This window comes from Enterococcus sp. LJL128, assembly GCF_056924295.1.
Window position 1 is genome coordinate 185,019 of record NZ_JBXPBP010000006.1, and the last position, 22,808, is coordinate 207,826.

At 42.1% G+C, this 22,808-nt stretch carries 21 protein-coding genes; 20 read left to right on the forward strand and 1 reads right to left on the reverse strand.

Annotated elements, in window-relative coordinates:
* Positions 1–258: 258 nt before the first annotated feature.
* From AC1Z3K_RS09860 to AC1Z3K_RS09925, 14 genes are all read left to right on the forward strand, one after another.
* Complete coding sequence (locus tag AC1Z3K_RS09860; protein WP_426083511.1) at positions 259–792, forward strand: FUSC family protein; 534 nt, start codon at positions 259–261, stop codon at positions 790–792.
* A gap of 242 nt (positions 793–1,034) precedes the next feature.
* The gene (gene gmk, locus AC1Z3K_RS09865; RefSeq protein WP_426083513.1) at positions 1,035–1,649 is read left to right on the forward strand and encodes a guanylate kinase; all 615 of its coding nucleotides are present in this window, start codon (positions 1,035–1,037) and stop codon (positions 1,647–1,649) included.
* Positions 1,650–1,653: 4 nt separating this feature from the next.
* Positions 1,654–1,959 carry a DNA-directed RNA polymerase subunit omega gene (gene rpoZ / locus AC1Z3K_RS09870; RefSeq protein WP_426083515.1) on the forward strand — a complete coding sequence of 102 codons (306 nt, stop codon included), beginning with the start codon at positions 1,654–1,656 and terminating at the stop codon, positions 1,957–1,959.
* Between the two features lie 240 nt (positions 1,960–2,199).
* Positions 2,200–4,626, forward strand: a complete 2,427-nt coding sequence (priA, locus tag AC1Z3K_RS09875; protein ID WP_461732613.1) for a primosomal protein N' — start codon at positions 2,200–2,202, stop codon at positions 4,624–4,626.
* Between the two features lie 163 nt (positions 4,627–4,789).
* The gene (gene def, locus AC1Z3K_RS09880; RefSeq protein WP_426083519.1) at positions 4,790–5,284 is read left to right on the forward strand and encodes a peptide deformylase; all 495 of its coding nucleotides are present in this window, start codon (positions 4,790–4,792) and stop codon (positions 5,282–5,284) included.
* Entirely contained in the window at positions 5,277–6,218 is a 942-nt protein-coding gene (fmt, locus tag AC1Z3K_RS09885) for a methionyl-tRNA formyltransferase (RefSeq protein WP_461732614.1), read from the forward strand. The genes def and fmt overlap by 8 nt, the downstream gene beginning before the upstream one ends.
* 1 nt (position 6,219) lies before the next feature.
* The gene (rsmB, locus tag AC1Z3K_RS09890; protein WP_426083522.1) at positions 6,220–7,584 is read left to right on the forward strand and encodes a 16S rRNA (cytosine(967)-C(5))-methyltransferase RsmB; all 1,365 of its coding nucleotides are present in this window, start codon (positions 6,220–6,222) and stop codon (positions 7,582–7,584) included.
* Between the two features lie 14 nt (positions 7,585–7,598).
* Positions 7,599–8,348, forward strand: a complete 750-nt coding sequence (locus AC1Z3K_RS09895; protein WP_426083524.1) for a Stp1/IreP family PP2C-type Ser/Thr phosphatase — start codon at positions 7,599–7,601, stop codon at positions 8,346–8,348.
* Complete coding sequence (gene pknB, locus AC1Z3K_RS09900) at positions 8,345–10,525, forward strand: Stk1 family PASTA domain-containing Ser/Thr kinase (protein WP_461732615.1); 2,181 nt, start codon at positions 8,345–8,347, stop codon at positions 10,523–10,525. Before AC1Z3K_RS09895 ends, pknB begins: the two co-directional genes overlap by 4 nt.
* A gap of 139 nt (positions 10,526–10,664) precedes the next feature.
* Positions 10,665–11,585 (forward strand): ribosome small subunit-dependent GTPase A, encoded by a 921-nt coding sequence (gene rsgA, locus AC1Z3K_RS09905; RefSeq protein WP_461732616.1) that lies wholly within the window; start codon positions 10,665–10,667, stop codon positions 11,583–11,585.
* Between the two features lie 60 nt (positions 11,586–11,645).
* Positions 11,646–12,299 (forward strand): ribulose-phosphate 3-epimerase, encoded by a 654-nt coding sequence (rpe, locus tag AC1Z3K_RS09910; protein WP_461732617.1) that lies wholly within the window; start codon positions 11,646–11,648, stop codon positions 12,297–12,299.
* Positions 12,296–12,934 (forward strand): thiamine diphosphokinase, encoded by a 639-nt coding sequence (locus AC1Z3K_RS09915; protein WP_461732618.1) that lies wholly within the window; start codon positions 12,296–12,298, stop codon positions 12,932–12,934. The genes rpe and AC1Z3K_RS09915 overlap by 4 nt, the downstream gene beginning before the upstream one ends.
* A 158-nt stretch (positions 12,935–13,092) precedes the next feature.
* The gene (locus AC1Z3K_RS09920) at positions 13,093–13,914 is read left to right on the forward strand and encodes a helix-turn-helix domain-containing protein (protein ID WP_461732619.1); all 822 of its coding nucleotides are present in this window, start codon (positions 13,093–13,095) and stop codon (positions 13,912–13,914) included.
* The gene (locus AC1Z3K_RS09925) at positions 13,907–14,815 is read left to right on the forward strand and encodes a DMT family transporter (protein WP_461732620.1); all 909 of its coding nucleotides are present in this window, start codon (positions 13,907–13,909) and stop codon (positions 14,813–14,815) included. Before AC1Z3K_RS09920 ends, AC1Z3K_RS09925 begins: the two co-directional genes overlap by 8 nt.
* A gap of 232 nt (positions 14,816–15,047) precedes the next feature.
* Here the strand turns inward: AC1Z3K_RS09925 and rpmB are convergent, their stop codons facing one another.
* Complete coding sequence (gene rpmB / locus AC1Z3K_RS09930; protein ID WP_426083538.1) at positions 15,048–15,236, reverse strand: 50S ribosomal protein L28; 189 nt, start codon at positions 15,234–15,236, stop codon at positions 15,048–15,050.
* 454 nt (positions 15,237–15,690) lie between these two features.
* Between rpmB and AC1Z3K_RS09935 the strand changes: the two genes are divergently transcribed.
* The 6 genes from AC1Z3K_RS09935 (at position 15,691) to rnc (ending at position 22,717) form a co-directional block, all read left to right on the forward strand.
* Entirely contained in the window at positions 15,691–16,053 is a 363-nt protein-coding gene (locus AC1Z3K_RS09935) for an Asp23/Gls24 family envelope stress response protein (RefSeq protein WP_086348579.1), read from the forward strand.
* Between the two features lie 68 nt (positions 16,054–16,121).
* Positions 16,122–17,801, forward strand: coding sequence for a DAK2 domain-containing protein (locus AC1Z3K_RS09940; RefSeq protein WP_426083540.1), 1,680 nt, complete (start codon positions 16,122–16,124; stop codon positions 17,799–17,801).
* 431 nt (positions 17,802–18,232) lie between these two features.
* Positions 18,233–20,272, forward strand: coding sequence for an ATP-dependent DNA helicase RecG (gene recG / locus AC1Z3K_RS09945; protein ID WP_461732621.1), 2,040 nt, complete (start codon positions 18,233–18,235; stop codon positions 20,270–20,272).
* A 54-nt stretch (positions 20,273–20,326) separates the two neighbouring features.
* Complete coding sequence (gene plsX, locus AC1Z3K_RS09950) at positions 20,327–21,322, forward strand: phosphate acyltransferase PlsX (RefSeq protein ID WP_461732622.1); 996 nt, start codon at positions 20,327–20,329, stop codon at positions 21,320–21,322.
* A 163-nt stretch (positions 21,323–21,485) separates the two neighbouring features.
* Positions 21,486–21,725, forward strand: coding sequence for an acyl carrier protein (gene acpP, locus AC1Z3K_RS09955; RefSeq protein WP_426083546.1), 240 nt, complete (start codon positions 21,486–21,488; stop codon positions 21,723–21,725).
* A 299-nt stretch (positions 21,726–22,024) separates the two neighbouring features.
* Positions 22,025–22,717: a ribonuclease III gene (gene rnc, locus AC1Z3K_RS09960; protein ID WP_426083548.1), complete on the forward strand. Its 693-nt coding sequence runs from the start codon at positions 22,025–22,027 to the stop codon at positions 22,715–22,717.
* Positions 22,718–22,808 lie beyond the last annotated feature (91 nt).

Below are 22,808 nucleotides of genomic sequence, written 5' to 3' on the forward strand. Positions count from 1 at the left end.
TTCAATGCTGTCTGCAGGCAAAAAGCAGCGGATGAGTAAGAGATATTTGTACTAAGGAGAAAATCGAACAAATAATCAGCTGTTTAGAGAAGGGACGTTTATTCGTCCTGTATCTGGACAGCTTTCTTGTTTCTATGCTTTTTATTAATAAAAAAAGAGATTCACTTCATTTCCTGGTTCATTGTCGTAAAATCAGCGGTTTTCAATAGGTTTTTATGCTAGAATGGAAAGCAATGGTATTGATTAGGAGAAGTATGTATGTTTGGGTTTAAGATTGGTCTGCGGACCATAAAAACTGGAGTTAGTGTGTTTATCTGTATTTTATTAAGTATATTGCTTCGTAGAGAAACGTATGTGGTATCGGCTATTACCGCGGTATTTACCCTTAGAGAGGATATGAGCAACACCCTTTCTTTTGGCAAGCATCGAGTAGCAGGCAATACAATCGGTGCGCTTACGTCAGTTTTTGTGATTTTCATCTTTAATCTGTTTGGGGATTCAGAACTCGTCCAGCTGATTGCTGTTCCGCTGACAATTGTAGCGATGATTACGATTCTGGTAAGGTTTCAATTTCAAGAGGGCGTAGTCGGTGCAACTGCCACATTATTGACCATTGTATTTATGATTCCTGCCCATTCTTCTTATGTTTATGCGCTTAATAGAGTAGTAGACAGCTTTATTGGGTTGGGTGTGGCGATTCTTGTCAATTATCTGCTTCCAACAAAATTTGAACCGGTATTGGCAACGTTTATGGACAAGCTTAGTAGAAAAAAACAGCAGGAAACAAAATAGTGCAGGTCTTCTTTAACGTTTTTGACAGCTCTGCAAACAGTAAGAGTATTGTTTAAGAGAGAAAGAGCAACTTAGGTGGAGGCTTTTTTCATTGAAAAATAGTGGAAATCAAGCGCAGCTATCTATTTTGTGTGTAAGAAGTGATTTTCTTAGAAAACCTTAATGATAAAGTCTTGAAAATTGCTGAAAAAAAGTGCATTATAGAAATAATGACAAAGACATATAATTGAAAGGAAGTCATCATGGCAGATCGCGGTTTACTAATAGTATTGTCAGGTCCTTCTGGCGTTGGCAAAGGTACAGTTCGCAAAGCAATCTTTGAAAGCGAAGAACATGAATTTCAATATTCTGTTTCTATGACGACTCGTAAAAAGCGCGAGGGCGAAGTAGAGGGCGTCGATTATTACTTCCGCAGCAGGGAAGAATTCGAAGCAATGATTGAAGCAGGGGAAATGTTGGAGTATGCAGAATACGTAGGCAATTACTATGGGACCCCTCTTTCTTATGTAAACCAGACACTGGATGAAGGAAAAGATGTTTTTCTGGAAATTGAGGTGCAGGGAGCGCAGCAGGTTAAAGAAAAAGTTCCTGACGGCGTCTTCATCTTTCTGACACCGCCGGATTTGGCTGAGCTGAAATCCCGGATAGTCAATCGGGGAACAGATGATATGGCTGTGATTGAGCAGCGGATGCAGGTCGCAAAAGAAGAGATTGAAATGATGGCACTATACGATTACGCTGTGGTGAATGATAAAGTATCATTAGCAGTAGAACGAATCAAGCGGATTATAGCAAGCGAACATTTCCGTGTTGATCGAGTGATTGGAAAATATATTAAAATGTTAAAGGAGATGTAGCCAAATGATGTTGAAACCGTCTATTGACTCATTATTAAAAGAAGTTCCTTCAAAGTATTCACTAGTTATTCTGGCAAGTAAACGTGCCCATGAATTAGAAGCTGGCGCACAGCCGACAATCGAAAGTTTTGAGTCTGTTAAAAGTGTTGGACAAGCACTGGAAGAAATTGATGCTGCAATGGTTATCAATGATCCGAATCCAGAAGATAAGCGTGAACGTCTGCGGATGGCTAAGGAAGAGCAGAAAATGCTTAAAGAACAGGAACAAAAGGAACTGGAAGAACGTATTCGGGAAGAAAGCAATTTATAGAAATGAACAAGGTGAAATCAGGCATAGAGGGCGGCAGTCCTTCTCATTAATTCATGAGCTTAAGGAGAATAGCCTCAGCTTGTTCACTGATTATTGATAGTTAGAAGCGGGGGCAAAGATAACGAATCTGCGTCCCGGCTTTTTTCGTCTAATATTGTCCGACAGAGGTACAAGACAAACAGCCGATTCTTTAGTACAATAGGCAAAGAGATTTTCAGTACATAGAAAGGAAGGATCGATATGGAAAAAGTTGCACAAGTCATTGTTGATGTACCAACCATGCAGACAGATCAGCCGTTTACCTATCTGGTTCCTTCAAAGCTGAGAGAACAGATTAGAGTAGGTATGCGGGTAGAAGTCCCTTTTGGGATGGGCAATAGACACGTTCAGGGCTTTATCGTTGCTCTTGATGATCGAGAAGCAGCAGAGGATTCTGCCTATGAACTAAAAGAGATTACGTCAGTTTTAGATTTGAAGCCTGTGCTGAATCAGGAAATGCTGGCATTGGCTGATTATATGAAAGAAAAGGTCTTTGCCTTTAAAATCACCTGTCTTCAAACGATGCTTCCCAGTGTAATGCGTTCTGCCTATCATAAATATATTTATTTAACGGATGAAATTGATGAAGCCCTTCAAGATGAGTTGTTTTACGGACTGGAGGAGATATCCTGGGAGGAGGCGGAAGCCAGAAATATTCTGCCTCAGTTGATGAAGCTCCGTACACAGCAGAAGGTCGATATTCGTTATGAGGTTCAGACGAAAAATAGAGTTAAAATGACCCGTTATGTGCAGACAGCAATGTCCTTTGAACGACTGGAAGAAGAAAAAGAGTCATTGCGAAAAGGGTCAAGAAAAAAGGAACAGCTGCTGCAGTTTCTCCAAACATTAAATGAAGAGCAGCTGATTGCTGTTAAAGATATGAAGGAGAAAGGCTTTAGCACGGCTGTTTTGAATGATGGTGCAGCAAAAGGCTGGCTTCGTTTTATCGAAAAAGAAACCTATCGAGATCCTTTTGCAGACCAGGAGTTTGCGAAGACGGAAGCACTGCAGTTGAATGCAGAGCAACAGATAGCTGTTGAGGATATTCTCCACTCGATGGAAACAGAACAGCCAGACTCTTATTTGCTGGAAGGGATAACCGGCAGTGGTAAGACAGAGGTCTATCTCCAAGTTATCGCAGAAGTAATGGCTCAAGAGAAAACAGCAATCATGCTAGTACCGGAAATTTCATTAACACCACAGATGGTTCAGCGTTTCAAAAGCCGTTTTGGCGAACAAGTTGCGGTTCTCCATAGTGGTTTGTCCCAAGGAGAAAAATATGATGAATGGCGTAAAATAGAACGTGGAGAAGCACAAGTTGTGGTTGGTGCCCGTTCTGCTATTTTTGCTCCGCTGTCTCGTCTAGGTGTAATTATTATTGATGAGGAGCATGAAGCAAGCTATAAACAGGAGGAAACACCGCGTTATCATGCCAGAGACCTTGCTATCTGGCGGGGAGCGTTTCATGGATGTCCCATTGTACTGGGAAGTGCTACACCATCATTGGAATCCAGAGCACGGGCGCAAAAGAAGGTCTACAAGCATCTGCTTTTGACTCAGCGGGCGAATACTTCAGCAAGCTTACCTGCCATCGATGTGGTTGATATGCGTGCGGAAGTTCAACAGAAAAATGTTTCTTCATTTTCACGGCTGCTGCAGGAGAAAATCAGGGAACGTCTGGAGCGGAAAGAACAAAGTGTACTGATGCTGAACCGGCGCGGCTACTCTTCGTTTGTCATGTGTCGGGATTGCGGTTATGTATTGCCTTGTCCGAACTGTGATATCTCATTAACGCTGCATATGGATAGTAAAACGATGAAATGTCATTACTGTGGTCATGAAGAAGGGATTCCTTACAAATGTCCTAATTGTGCAAGCGATAAAATTCGTTACTATGGAACAGGAACGCAAAAAGTAGAGGAAGAATTAAAGGCGCTTTTTCCTGATAGCCGGGTTTTACGGATGGATGTGGATACCACTAGACGTAAAGGGGCCCATGAAAAAATCCTTTCAGCGTTCGAACGTCAGGAAGCAGACATTCTTCTAGGTACTCAGATGATTGCTAAAGGCTTGGATTTCCCTAATGTTACATTAGTTGGGGTGTTGAATGCTGATACAGCATTGAATCTGCCGGATTTTCGTTCTAGTGAGCGCACCTTCCAGCTGCTGACGCAGGTAAGCGGCCGGGCTGGCCGGGCTGAAAAACCGGGTGAAGTGGTAATTCAGTCCTTTAATCCAGAGCACTATGCTATTCAGCTGGCGAAGGAGCAGGGATACGAAGCCTTTTATCAGCAGGAGATGCAGATTCGCCATAGAGGAGATTATCCGCCGTTTTACTTCACTGTACAAATTACAGCCAGTCATCCGGAAGAAAGCTATGCTGCTAAGCAGATGTTTTCTATTATGAAAGAGCTGCAGCAGGGTTTGTCAGATCAGAGTATACTGCTGGGTCCAACACCTAATGCAATTATGCGGGTGAACAACCGGTATTACTACCAAATGATTATTAAGTATAAAAAAGAAGAGCAGCTGCACGGGATTCTGAAAAAAATTCTATCAGACACGCAGGCGGCAACCGCAAAAGGGATGAAACTATCAATTGATGCAGAGCCGATGAACTTTATTTAACCGAAATGCTGCAAAATTATTGAAAGCGATACTATAGAAAGTTTCAAAAAGAATGTTTGCCATTTTCAAAAATAAACCAATTTAAAATGACTGTTGATGGAACGATTATGCTGTTCAGTACTCAGAATGGTGAACAGTAGTTAATAAACAAAAGGAGGTACGCATGCGCTATCCAATAGTAATCTATCCGGATGCTAAGCTGACGAAAAAAACGAAGCCAGTAACGCTAATTACGGATGAAATCGTTCAATTACTGGACGATATGTATGAAACAATGACTGCTCATGACGGAATCGGAATTGCTGCGCCCCAGATTGGTAAAAATTTACAGCTGGCGGTAGTTGAAATTGATGAAGAAAGCGGTTTGTTTGAACTAATCAATCCGGAAATTATTGAGCGTGTCGGTAAGGATGTTGACGTGGAAGGCTGTCTTAGTGTACCCAACCGGTATGGGACAGTACAGCGTGCTGAGGAAATAACTGTCCGCTATTTTGACCGGGAAGGGGAAGAAATAGAGGTAACTGCCTATGGCTATTTAGCACGGGCGTTTCAGCATGAAATCGATCATTTGAACGGAGAACTGTTCATTGATAAAATTATCGAAGAGATTGCTCCGGAAGATTTAGAAGCTTATATGGAGGAACAGTTAGATGACTAAAATTATTTTTATGGGAACACCGGCTTTTTCAGTTCCAATATTAGAAGGACTGATTGAAGCGGGGTATGATATACAGGCTGTGGTTACACAGCCGGATCGACCAGTTGGGAGAAAACGCATCATGACGCCTCCTCCTGTTAAGGAGGCAGCGGTGAAGCATGGTCTGCAGGTTCTGCAGCCGGAGAAAATCTCCGGATCAGAGGAAATGGAAACAATCATCGCATTGGCTCCAGATGTAATTGTTACAGCAGCCTTTGGCCAGTTTTTACCGGAACGTCTGCTGCAGGTTCCAGCGTTTGGTGCAGTGAATGTTCACGCTTCTTTACTGCCGAAATACCGTGGCGGAGCACCTGTTCATTATTCCATTATGAATGGAGAAAAGGAAACAGGCGTAACCATTATGGAAATGATTAAAAAAATGGATGCAGGCGGCATCTATGCGCAAAAGAGCATACCGATTTCACAACTAGATGATGTGGGGACGATGTTTGATAAACTCAGCTTAGTTGGAAAAGAGCTGTTGCTGGTAACTCTGCCGGGGATTCTGTCTGGGGAAACCAAGCCAGTTCCTCAGGATGAATCACAGGTGAGCTTCTCGCCGAATATCACGCGGGAACAGGAACGGATTGACTGGCAGAAAACCGCCGCTGAGATTGATTGTCAGGTTCGCGGGCTGCGTCCTTGGCCGACAGCCTTTGCTGTTTATCAGGGAACGAATTGGAAAATCTGGGAAACAACGCCGCTGTTGGAAACAACCACCGCTGAAGCCGGCACAATTATTAAACGAAGCAAAAAAGAATTATGGATCGCCTGTGGAGCTGGAACGGTTCTTTCAGTGAATCGTTTGCAGCCTTCAGGTAAAGGAAAATTATCTATTCAGGAGTTTTTGAACGGTTCCGGCCAAGGGGTTAAGGAATCAGAAAAGGTGGACTAGTATGGGAAAACGAATGTCGGCAAAGGTCAAAAAGTCTGTACGGTTCGCTGCACTGCAGACTATTGAACGAATTGATAAGGGCGGAGCGTATTCAAATCTGCTTTTGAGTGAAATGATTGAAAAATCCAATTTACAGGAAAATGATATTCGGCTTTTTACAGAGCTTGTTTATGGAACAGTCAGCCGCAAGCTGCTGTTGGAATACTTTCTGACGCCTTTTATCAAGAAGCCACAGAAAGTGGACAGCTGGGTGAAGAATCTGCTGATTTTATCCTTGTATCAGTCACAGTATCTGGATAAAATTCCAGATCACGCTATTATCAATGAAGCAGTAGAAATTGCTAAACAAAGAGGAAATGTAGGGGCGGGCAAGTTTGTTAATGGTGTATTGAGAAGTATTCAGCGACAAGGAGTTCCTTCAATAGAAAAAATTGCTGATCCATTAGAGCGTCTGTCTGTAGAAATCAGTATGCCTCTTTGGCTGACCCAAAAACTTGTTAATCAGATTGGCTTGGAGGAGACTCGAAAATTAGGGCTGTCCCTTTTTGAACGCAGCCATGCCAGTGCACGGGTAGATGTACGTCATCTAACTTGTGCAGAGGCCATTGAGCATCTTGAACAAGAAGAAATTCAAGCAGTCCCAAGTGTGGTTTCCCCGTATGGAATTATCGCTGAAAAAGGCTTTCTAGCTGGAAGTACATTGTTTAAAGAAGGACAAATTACTGTTCAGGATGAAAGCTCTATGCTGGTTGCTCCAGCTCTGCAGATAGAAAAAAATCACCAGGTTCTAGATGCTTGTGCAGCACCAGGTGGAAAAACAACCCATATAGCTGCGTTTTTAGAAGCTTCAGCAGGAGGCCGGGTTACAGCATTAGACATTCACCAGCATAAGGTGAAGCTGATAGAGGAAAATGCAGTTCGGCTGCGTGTTGAAGACGTGGTCATTCCAGAAAAGATGGACGCACGTTCAGTGAAAGATAATTTTCCGGCGGAAACCTTCGACCGCATTCTAGTAGATGCACCTTGTTCAGGTTTAGGTTTGATGAGAAGAAAGCCGGATATCAAATACCATAAAACAGAGCAGGACTTTGAGCAATTGCCTAAGATTCAGTTAGAAATTCTTGAAAGTACTGCACATACATTAAAGCAATGGGGTATAATGGTCTATAGCACATGCACGATTGCGAAAGAAGAAAATCAGGAGGTCGTTGCAGCATTTCTAGCAAAACATCCTGAATTTAAAAAAATCGATATAGCAGGTAACGAGCTGATTCAACAGGCAGTTACAGATCAAATGCTGACGATTTATCCCCATCAGTTTTTAACAGATGGATTCTTTATTTGCTGTATGCAGAAAGTTTCTTAAATGAGGTGAAACAAGTGGAAATCAATTTTCAAACAGATGTTGGGCGTAAACGTAATACCAATCAGGATTACGCTGGCGTATTCGAGAATCAGGCGGGTATCCCGCTGGCTATCTTAGCTGATGGGATGGGCGGCCATCTTGCCGGAGATGTGGCAAGTGAAATGGCTGTCAATCATCTTGGCGAGCGCTGGACAGCAGCTGATATCAGCAGTGCCGATAAAGCAGCACAGTGGCTGATTCAGCTGATTCAGGAAGAAAACGAAGCGATTTATGAAAAAGGACAATCCGTACCAGAGTATGCCGGGATGGGAACAACCATCGTTGGAGCAGTTTTACTGGAGCAGTCCTTTGTGCTGGCAAATATTGGCGATAGCCGAGCTTATTTAGTCCGCAACGGACAACTGGTCCAGCTGACAGAAGACCATTCGCTCGTCAACGCACTGGTGAAATCCGGTGAAATTACAGAGGAGATGGCAGCAAATCACCCTCGAAAAAACGTTTTGACCCGTTCGCTGGGTATGCCGAATACTGTAGAAGTTGATGTAGCTAGTCATTTAAGAGTAGATGATGATTATATATTGTTGTGTTCTGATGGATTAACCAACATGGTTCCTGAAGCGCTGATTTTGGAAACACTGCTTTCCGAACACTCTTTAGAGGAAAAAGTGAACTTGCTGATTTCTCTAGCTAATGAGGCTGGAGGCATGGATAATATTACGGTATTAGTCATACACTTTGATAAGGATAAGGAGGGGAACCAATGATAGAAATCGGCAGAAAACTAAATGGCCGTTATCAGATTATTGGAAATATTGGCAGCGGCGGTATGGCCAATGTATTCTTAGCTCATGATTTGATTCTCGATCGGGATGTAGCAGTAAAGGTACTGCGTTTTGACTTCCAAAACGATCAGGCAGCTATTCGGCGCTTCCAGCGTGAAGCTCTTGCCGCTACTGAGTTGGTCCATCCGAATATCGTTAGTGTCTATGATGTGGGTGAGGAAGACGGCTTACAATATCTGGTAATGGAGTACGTTAAAGGCATGGATTTGAAGCGTTATATTCAAACCCGTTACCCAATGATGTATGGTACAGTTGTAGATATTATGGAGCAGATTTTATCTGCAGTTGCACTGGCTCATGAACATCGGATTATTCACCGTGACTTAAAGCCTCAAAATATTCTGATAGACGAAGATGGCGTAGTAAAGATTACGGATTTCGGGATTGCAATTGCTCTTTCTGAAACATCGATTACTCAGACTAATACAATGCTGGGGTCTGTACACTATCTGTCTCCAGAGCAGGCTAGAGGAAGCATGGCAACCAATCAGTCAGATATTTATGCCGTGGGTGTAATACTTTATGAGATGCTGACAGGAAACGTTCCGTTTGATGGAGAGTCTGCGGTGACGATTGCATTGAAGCATTTTCAAGAGGAAATCCCTTCTGTTCGGGCATTTGATGCAAATGTTCCCCAATCACTGGAAAACGTTGTTTTACATGCGACAGCTAAAGATCCTGCTGACCGGTATAAGACAGCGGAGGAAATGTCTGAAGATTTATATACGGTATTAGCCGCTAATCGTCTAAATGAACCAAGGTGGGAGCCAACAGCACTTATGGGAGAGACCAAGGTGCTGACGCCGTTGACAGAGGAGATGCCGGAGGCATTCGCAGCGATGGAAGGGCCCAAAGAAGAGGCTGTAGAAGCAGAAACACCGGAGGAAGAAGTAACTGTTGGAAAACCCAAAAAGAAGAAAAAACAGATTATCATAATCGTTAGTCTTCTGCTGCTGGCCATTGCAGCGATAGGGGTAGGCTTATTTTATGCCGGCAGCAGCAAAGGTGAAGTGAAGGTTCCTGATGTTCGGGACAAAACAGAAGCGGAGGCCCGCAAATTGTTGGAAGATGCTGAGTTGACTGTAGTTGACGATGTGAAGCAACTGCCTGATGATACAATCGCCGAGGGAAACGTTGTTAAAACAGACCCTGAAGCAAAATCATCGGTTAAAAAAGGCCGGGAAGTGACGCTGTACATCAGTACTGGAAATAAGAAAATCAATATGGCAGACTATACGGGCGATAACTATAAGGATGCCATTGAAGCAATGAAGAAATTAGGCTTCCCTGAAAGCAATATTAAGATTGAAAAGGAAAACAGCTCTGAAGTTAGTGCGGATAAGATCATCCGTCAAACACCTGAAGCGAATACAGAGGTCGATCCAAAGACCGATCAGGCGACACTAGTGGTCAGCATGGGACCTGAAAATGTTACGTTGGATAACTATGTGGGCTATAGCTATGATAATGCGGTAGCAGCTTTGCTGACTTTAGGTATCAAGGAAGGTAATATCAATTATGCTGAAGAAGCCAGTGACACAGTAGGTCCAGGGCTGGTTATTTCTCAAAATCCAGGAGCAGGAACATCGTTTGATCCATCAAATGATAAGATTACCCTGACTGTTAGTACTGGCTCAGATAAGATTACCCTGGGCAATTATGCTGGCTACAGCTATGATAATGCAGTAAATGCTTTGGCAGCAGAGGGAATTAGTGCCGACCGGATTACTAAGGAAGAACAAGCCAGTGATTCTGTAGAGAGCGGTTCTGTTATTTCCCAAGAACCTGCTGCTGGCTCTACGTTCGACCCTAAGACCGGTCGTATCAAGCTGATTGTAAGTAAGGGCGCAGAATTAGTTAAGGTTCCTAATGTAGGAACAATGACTAGACAGGCTGCAAAATCTGAGTTGGAAAAAGAAGGTTTTGTGGTCGTTGAGCAAGTGGAAAATTCAACACAGACCAAGGATACGGTGATACGAACAGACCCTTCTGCTGGTTCAAGCATCAAGAAGGGATCCACAGTGACAATTATCTATTCAAGTGGTCCAGCTGACCCGACGCCCCAGAATGATCAAAATAAAGAAGAGACAGATCAGTAATTTGTTGATTGGATGTTTCGTTTAATAAAAGAGTTTGGAGTGATATACTTCAAGCTCTTTTATGTTTTTTTGAGTGAAGAACCGTGGAGCTGTTTCAGTGCTGTTCTTGCTTTTTCTTTTTTTTTCTTGTATATTCGGAGTGGTTAGGAGTGATAGATTGAACGGTCAAATCAGAAAAGCACTAAGTGGTTTTTATTATGTATATGCAGAAGGTGAAACATATCAAACCAGAGCCAGAGGGAATTTTAGAAACCGAAAAATTACACCTTTGGTAGGGGATGATGTGATTTTTGAAAGCGATAACCTGACAGATGGCTACTTGCTGGAAATTCTTCCCAGAGAAAACGAACTGGTCCGTCCATCTGTAGCGAATGTTGATATTGGTGTTGTAGTTATGAGTATGATCGAACCGAATTTTTCGTATAATTTACTTGATCGTTTTTTAGTTGCCTTGGAGCACAAAGGAATTCAGCCAGTCATTTATTTGACAAAAATTGATTTACTAGAGGAAGCAGGACTTAAGCAGCTGGATAATATCCGGCAGGTTTATCAATCGTCGTATCCAATAATTATTGGCGACCGCTCTGATGAAGATCAGCGCTCAATTCGTGAACTGGAACAATATTTCCCTGATCGGCTGACTGTATTTATGGGACAGTCTGGTGCAGGAAAATCGACACTCTTGAATAAGATATCACCTGAACTTCAGCTGACGACTGGAGAAATCTCCGAAGCACTGGGCCGTGGGAAACATACAACGCGTCACGTGGAATTAATTCCCTTGTACGATGGCTTGGTGGCGGATACACCAGGCTTTAGTTCGATTGAATTTCTGGAGATGGATGCAGTTGAACTGCCAAAACAGTTTCCCGAATTTGTTAAAGCCTCAACAGGCTGTAAATTTAGAGAGTGCATGCATCGAAAAGAGCCGGGCTGTGAAGTCAAAAAAGAAGTAGCAGAAGGAACTATTGCTCAAGTCAGATATGACAACTATCTACAATTTTTATCTGAAATAGAGGATCGTAGACCTGTGTATAAGAAAAAAAGTAAAGGAAATTAGCTGCTGCGTTTACCCTTCGTGTGGGAGAAAGGAACGCTGCAATTTAGGAGGAGAGCAAGAATGAAAATAGCACCATCGATTTTAAGTGCAGATTTTGCGAATTTAGAAAGAGACATCCAGTTAGTAGAAAAACTGGGGGCAGACTACATTCACGTAGATGTCATGGACGGTCAATTTGTTCCGAATATTACGCTGGGTCCTAATGTAGTCTCAGCGATTCGTCCAGTAACAAAGCTGCCGCTGGATGTTCATTTAATGATTCAGCAGCCGGAAAAATTCATTGATGCATTTGCTGAGGCAGGAGCAGATATTATTACCGTTCATCAGGAGGCTACGCCTCATATTCATCGGGCGATGCAGATGATTAAAGCAGCTGGTGTAAAGGCTGGTGTAGTCATTAATCCAGGGACTCCTTTGAGCGCTATTGAGCATGTTTTGGATATGGCTGATTTAGTATTAATTATGACGGTGAATCCGGGCTTTGGAGGTCAAAGCTTTATCGAGAGTCAGTTGGATAAAATTGCTCGACTGAAGGAATGGAAGGAAACGAAAGGCTATACTTACGAGATTGAAGTAGATGGCGGTATCGTACCTGAAACAGCTGCGAAGTGTAAGGAAGCTGGTGCTGATGTCTTTGTCGCCGGTTCCTATATCTATAATGCGGAAAATCCAAAGGAACGTATCGATGCGTTAAGAGATGTGTTGAATAAATGAAGGTTTTGATTGTCGCCGGCGGCTCATCTGCTGACTGGCCTCAGCTTGAGAAAACAGATTATGACTTTTTTACAGGAGTAGACCGGGGCAGCTTGTTTATATTGGAGAATAATTGGCCATTGGATCTAGCTGTAGGAGATTTTGATTCTTTGTCCAATCAGGAGAAGCAGCTTGTGAAAAAGGAAGCGAAAGAATTCTATCCGGCCCGAGCGGAAAAGGATGACACTGACACCCAATTAGCGCTGGCAAAGGTGCTGGAACAGATGCCAAATGCTGAGATTACAATAATTGGAGCTACCGGCGGACGGCTGGATCACTTTTTAGCTAATTTATGGCTGCCGCTGGAGCCTCGTTTTCAGCCGTTTATTCGACAGATTCATTTGAAGAATCAGCAGAATACAATCAGCTACTACTTACCAGGAGAGTATACTGTTTATCGTGAACCTGAGATGTCTTATCTAGCTTATTGTTGTTTAACAGCTGTTAGTGATCTTACATTAAAAGACAGCAGGTATTTACTTCATGAGCAGCAAGTACCTGTGCCTACCTCGTACGCCAGTAATGAGTTTATTGGAGATACTGCAAGCTTTACCTTTACAGCGGGTGTGATTGCAGTGATCCAGAGCAAAGACTAGCATTAATAAAAATAGTCAAATTTTTTCATTTAAACCGATTTCTGAAAGCTAGACACAAATCTAGCTTTCGGAGATCGGTAATTTTTTTAGAAAAATGTCAATTTTGTACAATACACGAAAGTCATTTTAAGTATAATAGGGCAAAGGGGAGGGGTAGTATGGAAAAACGACTTGTCGTATTTGATTCAGATTTATCTATAGAAGCTTATCAGTTTCAAGGCGTTAAACAGAAATTCCCTAATCATTTTCATGAATTTTACGTTATTGGATTTATTGAAAAGGGGCGGCGCTTTTTGTCGTGTAAGCAACAGGAATATATAGTTGAAGCTGGCGATTTGCTGTTGATTAATCCTTACGATAATCATTTTTGCGAACAGCTGGGTGAAGAGACACTGGATTATCGAAGTATTCACATTAGTCCGCTGGTTATGCTGGAGCTGACGGAACGAATTATTGGGTTGAGAAAACGGCTCTTGTTTTCTCAAAATGTCATCCCAGCTTATACAAATCTAACAGCGTTAAAAGAGCTGCATTCTCTCATGGTGACATCAGCTGATAGTCATAGGAAAACAAAGGCTCTTGATCAATGTTTAAAAAGAATGCTTATTGAATACTCTGACTATGAGGGGACACAAGCCTATGAGTATTCAGGCATGCTTGAGCAGGTGTGCAGCTATATTAACAAGTACTATGCTGAAGCAATCGTGATGGAGGAGCTTAGTGAACAGTTCGGGGTTAATCAGTTTACATTGATACGCCAATTTGTAAAAAATAAAGGGGTTACCCCTCATCAGTACTTGCGGACAGTTCGTATTAGTAAAGCACAAAAACTGTTGGAACAAGGAATTCCGCCTGCCCAGGCAGCAACAGATAGCGGTTTTTCAGATCAGAGTCATTTTTCGAGATATTTTAAGCATTTGATTGGTGTGACACCAAAACAATATATGGATATTTTTCATCAGGAGGGATTAAATGCATAAAGGGATAAATGGAAAAGCAAGAGGACACATTGGAGCGATTTTTACAGTAGGCGTATGGGGGACAACGTTTATCTCCTCCAAGCTTTTACTCGCGGAATTTACTCCGTTTCAGTTATTATTCTCCAGATTTTTATTAGGGTATCTTTTTCTATGGCTGATTTGCCCCAAAGTATTGAAGCCTCAAGGGAAAAAAGAGGAAGGGATTTTTGCTTTGGCCGGACTGCTGGGGATTACATCGTATTATTTTGTGGAAAACATTGCGTTGACTTATACAAATGCTTCTAACGTAGGCGTAGTTGTTTCGTTGGCCCCTTTTTTCACAGTATTACTTGCAAAATGGCTGACTGCGGAAAAGCAAGTGAATGGTTATTTTTATGTGGGCTTAGTAGTGGCTTTATCAGGTATTGCTATTATTAGCTTTGGTAGCTTTTCCGAGTTGAAAATACACCCTGTTGGCGATTTTTTAGGAATTTTAGCAGCATTTATCTGGGCAGCATATTCGCTCTTATCCAGAAAAATCAGTGAATTTGGACATAACTTATTGTTGGCAACACGCCGGACTCTTTTTTACGGACTTCTTTTTATGCTGCCGATTCTTCTTTTTTCAAAGGAATCTTTTCCTCGGATTTCTGAATGGTCTAGCGATGCGGTACTCAATATCCTATTTCTGGGGATTGGTGCTTCTGCAATATGCTTTGTCACATGGAACTACAGCGTCAGTGTGTTGGGTGCAGTGCAGGCAAGTATGTATATCTATGCTGTTCCAGCCATTACAGTGATAACTTCTGTTCTGTTTCTAAAAGAAAGCTTTACACTGGCAGTAGCACTGGGTACGCTTTTGACAACAGCAGGATTGTTTCTTTCCGAGAAGTCATCCAGCAAAGAAATCGAGTATGATTAAAATCGGGCTGCATACGCCTCGTAACGAAATTCTACTGGGTTCTGTTCCAGTTGCTTATGCTGTTAGGGGATACTATTCTTTGTACTCAGCGAGGCTCCTTAGAGAAAGTGATTTTAACAATTGCAGTTCTATTTCGATTGCAGCTGGTAGTTAAAAGTTCCCGTAGAAGTCAACCCAGCCCAAACAAAAAAACCTGTTTCCGTATCGGAAACAGGTTTTGAATTATAATCTATTAAACACGCTCGATTTTACCAGATTTCAAAGCACGAGTTGACACCCAAACTTTTTTAGGTTTACCATCTACTAATACACGAACTTTTTGTAGATTTGGTTTAATAGTACGTTTTGTTGCGTTCAAAGCATGAGAACGGTTATTTCCGCTGCTTGTTTTACGACCAGTAAAGTAACATACTTTTGCCATTGTTAATTTCCTCCTTTGCTTTGATCTTGGAGCGATAGTCTTCTGCTCATACCTGACTAATTTATCATATTCAGATTAATTTTGCAAGAAAATTTTTGTTTTTACAGGTCTTTCCTGAAAATTTCCATGAGAACAACTGATGTACACTGAGGTAAAAGCATCCTATTTTGAGAAACAAGGCTGAAATCACAGGGTTTAGCGGCGGGCGCACTTGACTCTATTGGATGGTATCCTGTTTTAATGTGTTTCCTGATAGGTGAATGTGCTATAGGCCGTCTAAAATAATAGTGACATATTGACTTATTTATTCTAATGACGAATGTTTATTTTTGTATAAAGCCGAGCGCTTTCCCTCGATTCTTGGATTTCCTTTCTTTTCATTAACCTTCAGCTATGTTAGAATGTTAAGGAAGAAAATAGGGCAAGTATGCTCTTATAAGGAGGCTTTTCATCAATGGCTGTAAAAATCAAAACATCAGCAGGTACCATTGAGATTACCAATGAGGTGATTGCCACTGTGGTTGGTGGTGCCGCTACAGATATTTACGGAATCGTCGGCATGGCTAGTAAAAATCAAATTAAAGATAATCTGAATGAGATTTTACGTAGAGAAAACTATTCGAAGGGCGTTGTGGTCCGTCAGGAAGAAAATGGCGTGGCTGTCGATGTTTATACAATCGTAAGCTACGGTACGAAAATTTCTGAGGTTTCCCGCAATGTGCAGGAAAAAGTAATGTATAATCTTGAAACATTACTGGGAGTTACTGCAAATTCTGTCAATGTGTTTGTGCAAGGGGTTCGTGTGCTGCCAGACTAGGACAGCCTGCTGCCGGAAATGAGCAGCAGCTCAATAGACCTGCAGTGATCTAAAGGAGGATATTTTAGGTGAATGTAACAGAAATCAGCGCAAGTCAGTTCCAAGAAATGGTTCAGGCAGGTGCTTCTCGTCTGCACGTAAATGCAGAGTATGTCAACTCGTTGAATGTTTTCCCTGTGCCGGACGGCGATACAGGAACAAATATGAATTTATCGATGACCAGTGGTGCAAAGGCAGTGTCCGATTCTCCCTCTGAGAAGGTTGGGGAATTAGCAACTGCGTTATCTAAAGGTTTGCTGATGGGAGCCCGGGGAAATTCCGGTGTTATTCTGTCGCAATTATTCAGAGGCTTTTCAAAGCATATTCCAGATGTTGTAACCTTGAATGCCAAGGACTTGGCAGCAGCTCTTACACATGGAGTGGAAACAGCCTATAAAGCGGTAATGAAGCCAGTCGAAGGAACTATTCTAACGGTTTCCCGTGAAGCAGCGCGTTCTGGTGAACGCAAAGCAAAGGAATCAGATGACTGTATTGAAGTAATGGAGGCTGTAGTTAAGGGAGCCAAGCGTGCCCTTGATAAGACGCCGGATTTACTTCCTGTACTAAAAGAGGTCGGTGTAGTCGACAGCGGCGGCCAAGGTCTACTGTTTATTTATGAAGGTTTTTTAGACGCTCTTTCCGGTAATTATGACCCAGCAGCAGTTTATGAACCGACACCAGGTGAAATGGATGAGATGGTGAATGCAGAGCATCACCGCAGTGTGCAAGGACAGCTGTCAACAGAGGATATTACGTTTGGTTATTGTACCGAAATCATGGTTCAGATTGGTGAAGGACCAACTGTAGACAGCAACTTTGACTACGATACATTTAGAAATTATCTGGATGGTCTGGGAGACTCGCTGTTAGTAGTCAACGATGATGAAATCATCAAGGTTCATGTTCACACGGAACACCCTGGTGAAGTAATGAATTACGGACAAAAATTTGGTTCTCTGGTAAAAGTAAAGGTTGACAACATGCGCCTGCAACATGAAACAATTCTTGAGCATGACCAGCAGGGAACTGCTGCTCCTGTGAAAAAAGCCCGTGTTCCATACGCAGTGATTGCAATTGCTGCTGGATCAGGTGTACAAGAGTTATTCAGAAGTTTAGGTGCCAGCTACATTATCAGCGGCGGACAGACAATGAATCCAAGTACAGAAGATATCCTTAAAGCGGTGAAAGAAGTCAATGCCGACAAGGTAGTCATTCTGCCAAACAATAAAAACATCTTCATGGCTGCAGACCAGGCAGCTGAGGTGGCAGATATTCCAGTCGTTGTTGTACCATCTAAAACAATCTCTCAAGGCATGACTGCGATGCTGGCCTTTAATGAACAGCAAACACTTGAGGAAAACAAAGCAAGCATGACTGCGATGCTGGATAGTGTTGTCAGCGGACAAGTAACGACAGCAGTTCGTGATACAACAATAGATCATGTTGAAATCAAAAAAGATGATTATCTGGGAATGGTTGACGGCAAGATAGTGATTTCTGAGCCGGATATGTATACTGCCTCTTTAGATACATTGAAGCGTATGGTGGATGAGGATACAGAAATTGTAACAATCATCATCGGTGAAGGCGGAACTGCCGCAGAAGCTGAAAAACTTGCTGCCGACTTGACCACTGAGTATGAAGATTTAGAAACAGAAATTCACGAAGGAAATCAGCCGGTTTATCCGTACCTATTTTCAGCTGAATGATTGAGTACATCTGTGAGTAAAAATTGTTTAAAATAACCGTTTTACTCGTACAATTATAAAGAGCCTGCGATTGGGACAGAAGTGATTCGCTTCAGGAGACAAGAAGAATTCTACAAGACTTCTTGTCTTAGCGGCTGCTTCTGTCCTATTCTTTATTTTATTGGTAAAGGGAGTATTTAGCGAATATCCAGCTTCATGAGCAAGCACTTTTCGGCAATGAGCCGAGCTGGTAGCATGCATGGTAAGGAGTATTATGGAACTGGCTCCTGCTAATTACTCAAGAGCTGAACAAACTCCTGCAGATTTTCTAGTTGATTCAAGTAGTGTACGGACAGTTGGGGTTAATGACAGTAGCCTTCGTTTTTACTGATATTTAAGAAGAGTAAATGAGTGATACATAGAGAGACAAACATAATGAGAAAGGAGGCGTGATGATGAAGCTAACAGATCCTCTTCATACTCTTTCAGGCGTAGGGCCGAAAAGAGCTGAGGCATTTAGTGAGCTGGGCATTTATACGGTGCTGGATTTGCTTACCTACTATCCCTTCCGATATGAAGATATTCAGGAGAAGGAAATAGAAGAAATACAAGATCAGGAAAAAGTTACATTAAAAGGGTTAGTTGTTTCAGAGCCTGTTCTCAGTCGCTACGGCTATAAAAAAAGCCGGCTGAATTTTCGAATCATGCAGGATCATGCGGTGATTAATGTGTCCTTCTTTAATCAGCCCTATTTAAAAGACAAAATCATTTTGTCAGAGGAAATTGCTGTTTACGGGAAGTGGGATGCCAAAAGAAAAGCGCTAAATGGCATGAAGATACTTGCTTCTAAAAATGAAGGTGAAGATTTTGCGCCTATTTATCATGTGAATAAACGTGTTCGCCAAAGCAGTCTGATTCAGCTGATACGCACTGGATTTGATGCATATGGTCATCTAGTGGAAGAGACTCTGCCGCTGGAGCTGATGCAGAAATATCGTTTGATGGATCGTCAGGAAGCAATGTTTGCTATGCATTTTCCGAAAAATTCGGAAGAAAGCCATTTAGCCAAGCGGCGGATGGTCTTTGAGGAATTTTTGCTTTTTCAGCTGAAGATGCAGGGGCTGAAGAAGCAGGAGAAGGCAGAAAAAAACGGTTTAGCTATTCAATATGACGTGCAGCGGTTAAAGGCTTTTACTAAAAAGCTGCCTTTTGAGTTGACGCAGGCGCAGAAGAAAGTAACCAATGAAATCTGTCGGGATTTGATGAGTCCTCAGCATATGCAGCGGCTGCTGCAAGGGGATGTTGGGAGTGGTAAAACAGTTGTTGCAGCTATTGCGCTGTATGCTGTGATGACGGCTGGTTTCCAAGGTGCCCTGATGGTTCCAACAGAAATTTTAGCTCAGCAGCATATGGAAAGCCTTCAGCAGCTCTTTGACCCATTAGAGGTTCGTACAGCACTTCTGACAGGTTCGACCCGGGCGAAGGAACGCCGGGAGATTTTAGAGCAGCTGGCTTCTGGAGAAATTGATGTGATTATTGGTACTCATGCCTTGATTCAGGATGATGTGGTTTTTCGACGTCTTGGACTTGTTATTACAGATGAACAGCACCGCTTTGGTGTGAATCAGCGGAAAATTTTAAGGGAAAAAGGACAAAAGCCGGATGTTCTGTTTATGACAGCTACGCCAATCCCAAGAACGTTAGCAATTACTGCTTACGGAGAAATGGATGTTTCGATTATTGATGAGATGCCGGCTGGCCGGATTCCCATAGAGACCCGCTGGATACGTCCGCCTCAGCTGGATACAGTGTTGGAATGGACGACAAAAGAGCTGGCCCGTGGACATCAGGCATATGTAATTTGTCCGCTAATTGAGGAATCTGAGGCATTAGACGTTAAAAATGCAACAGAAATTTTTGAACATATGTCGGAATTTTTTAGCCCTGACTATCAAGTAGGACTGCTTCACGGAAAAATGAAAAATCAGGAAAAAGATGAGATTATGCAGCAGTTTAAAGAGAATAAGCTGCAACTGCTCGTGTCCACAACCGTAATTGAAGTGGGAGTCAATGTTCCAAACGCAACAATTATGCTGATTATGGATGCGGACCGTTTTGGATTGGCTCAGCTTCATCAGCTTAGAGGTCGTGTTGGTCGTGGCTCAGAAGCCTCTTATTGTATTTTGGTTGCCAATCCTAAAAATGAGATGGGAATTGAGCGAATGAAGATTATGACGGAAACAAACAATGGATTTGTTCTTAGTGAGAAAGATTTGGAGCTTAGAGGGCCTGGAGAAGTCTTTGGTGCCCGCCAATCAGGCTTGCCCGAGTTTGCAATTGGCGATATCGTGACAGACTTTAATATTCTGGAAGCAGCCCGTCAGGAAGCCAGCTTAATCTGGAAGAAAAAGCAATGGTGGCTGCTTCCCGACTATAGGGATTTGGCTGAGGAGGTTCAGCCCGCTGAAGGAGAGCATCAGTATTTTGATTAGCAGAAAATATGCTATACTTAATTAGATTGAGCAAAGAAATAGGAGGAATCATTTATGAGAATCGCCGTTGATGCGATGGGTGGAGATAATGCACCTCAAGCAATCGTTGAAGGTGTGATGCTGGCAAAGAAAGATTTTCCAGATATTGAGTTTTTACTTTATGGTAAAGAAGAAGCAATCAGAGAATATGTAACAGATGAAAAAAATATTACAATTATTCATACAGATGAAAAAATAGCGAGTGATGACGAACCAGTCAAAGCAATTCGCCGTAAAAAAACGGCTTCTATGGTTCTAGCGGCTCAGGCAGTAAAAGAAGGTCAAGCAGATGCAGTATTCTCAGCAGGAAATACAGGTGCCTTGCTGGCGGCAGGCTTGTTTATTGTCGGACGGATTAAAAATGTGGAGCGTCCGGGCTTGATGTCTACGCTACCTGTATTAGGTCAGTCGAATGGCGGTTTTGATATGCTGGATTTAGGTGCGAATGCCGATAATAAGCCGGAGCATCTTGTGCAGTATGCAGTGCTGGGCTCATTTTATGCAAGTCGAGTTCGTGGAATTCAAAGTCCCAAAGTTGGTCTGTTGAATAATGGAACAGAAGAAAATAAGGGTAGTGAGCTAACTAAGAAATCATTTGAGCTGCTGTCTGAAAATAAAACGATTAATTTTATTGGTAATGTAGAAGCTAGAGATTTACTGAATGGACCTGCGGATGTTGTTGTGACAGACGGGTTTACCGGGAATGCAGTACTGAAGTCAATAGAAGGCACAGCGCTGAACATGATGTCGTTGTTAAAAACTTCAATTTTAGCAGAAGGTGTTAAGGGTAAGATGGGTGCCTTGATGCTGAAAAATGCCTTAAAGGGTATGAAAGAAGAGATGGATTATTCCAAGCATGGGGGTGCGGTTCTTTTTGGACTGAAAGCTCCAGTTGTTAAAACGCATGGTGCTACAGGGCCGGAAGCGGTTCGTTATACGATTCGCCAAATTCGGACAATGCTGATTACTGATGTTGTTGCTCAGCTAGTGGAATATTACGAAGGCAAGTAGGTAAAAACAGCGTTCTAATGCTGATTTTTGCAGTTGAATTGCAACTCAACTGTAATAAAATTGAAAAAAATGTAGACAAATGATAAATTTCTGAGTAAAATGTACCATAGTGCTTAAGACTTTTAAAGATTAATGTTTGTTAAAGCAGTGGAGGTGAAAGCAGTTGACTCGTGAAGAAGTATTAAAAAAAGTAGCGACGATTATCTCAAATCACTTTGATGTTGATGCAGAGAATGTGACAGATCAACTGAATATTAAAGATGACCTGAATGCAGATTCAATCAGTGTGATGGAATTTGTTTTAGAGTTGGAAGATGAATTCGGAACAGAAATTTCTGATGAAGATGCAGAGCAAATTGAAACCGTGGGTGCCGCTGTAGATTATATTGTCAATCATCTATAATTGATAAAATAGAGCAGGCTGGAAATAGGTTAAGAATTTCGCAAATACTGAGCTTTGCTGAGTGCTTCTTGTCAAATGGTTAGTATGGGATACTTGGCTTACCCAGTTATGTATTCGTGAATAAAGAGCAGGACGTAATCCTTTGTGGTTACAGTCCTGCTCTTTGCTTTTTTAGTTAGAACGATTCAGCAGCTGTTTTTTCATAAGTATTGCGGACAGTTTAAGTGACAACCTTTCAATATTCCATCAAAAAAAGTATAATAGAGAAGGTTGCAAATAATTTTAAAGGAATGTGGAGAATGAACAATCAGTTAACAGTTGAATTGAAAGAGCGTTACGGCATTGTTTTCCATGATGTCAATTTATTAGAGCAGGCTTTTACCCATTCATCCTATGTGAATGAGCATCGATATATGAAGCTTTCCGACAACGAACGTCTGGAATTCCTAGGGGACGCAGTCCTTGAGTTATTGGTCTCACAATATTTGTACAATAGCTTTCCAGAGCTTTCTGAAGGGAAACTAACAAAAATGCGGGCAGCAATTGTCCGTGAAGATAGCTTATCCAAATTCGCAAAGGAATGTCACTTTGATACCTATGTTCTTTTAGGTAAAGGTGAAGAAAATTCAAGCGGCAGAGAGCGCCCGGCATTGCTTTGTGATGTATTCGAAGCATTTTTAGGTGCGTTATATCTGGATCAGGATTTGGAAGCAGTTAGGGAATTTGCAGCCAAAGTTATATTCCCGAAAATCGATGCAGGTGCTTTTTCACATGAGATGGATCATAAAACCCGGCTGCAGGAGGTTTTGCAGCGTCAGGGAGATGTGACGATTGACTATCGTCTAGTGAAGGAGGAGGGCCCGGCTCATGAACGTGTCTTCCATATCGAGGTTTTCCTAAATGATCAACTGATTGGAACAGGTCAAGGGAAATCGAAAAAACTAGCGGAGCAGGATGCGGCCGAAAGAGCATTGAAGGAATACTCTGAATAACAGAAGCAACTGCAAAATATGAATCAATGAATTTTAAATGAGCTGACTGCCAGCGGCTTACTTAAAATTTATTGATTTGTTCAAAGTTTGA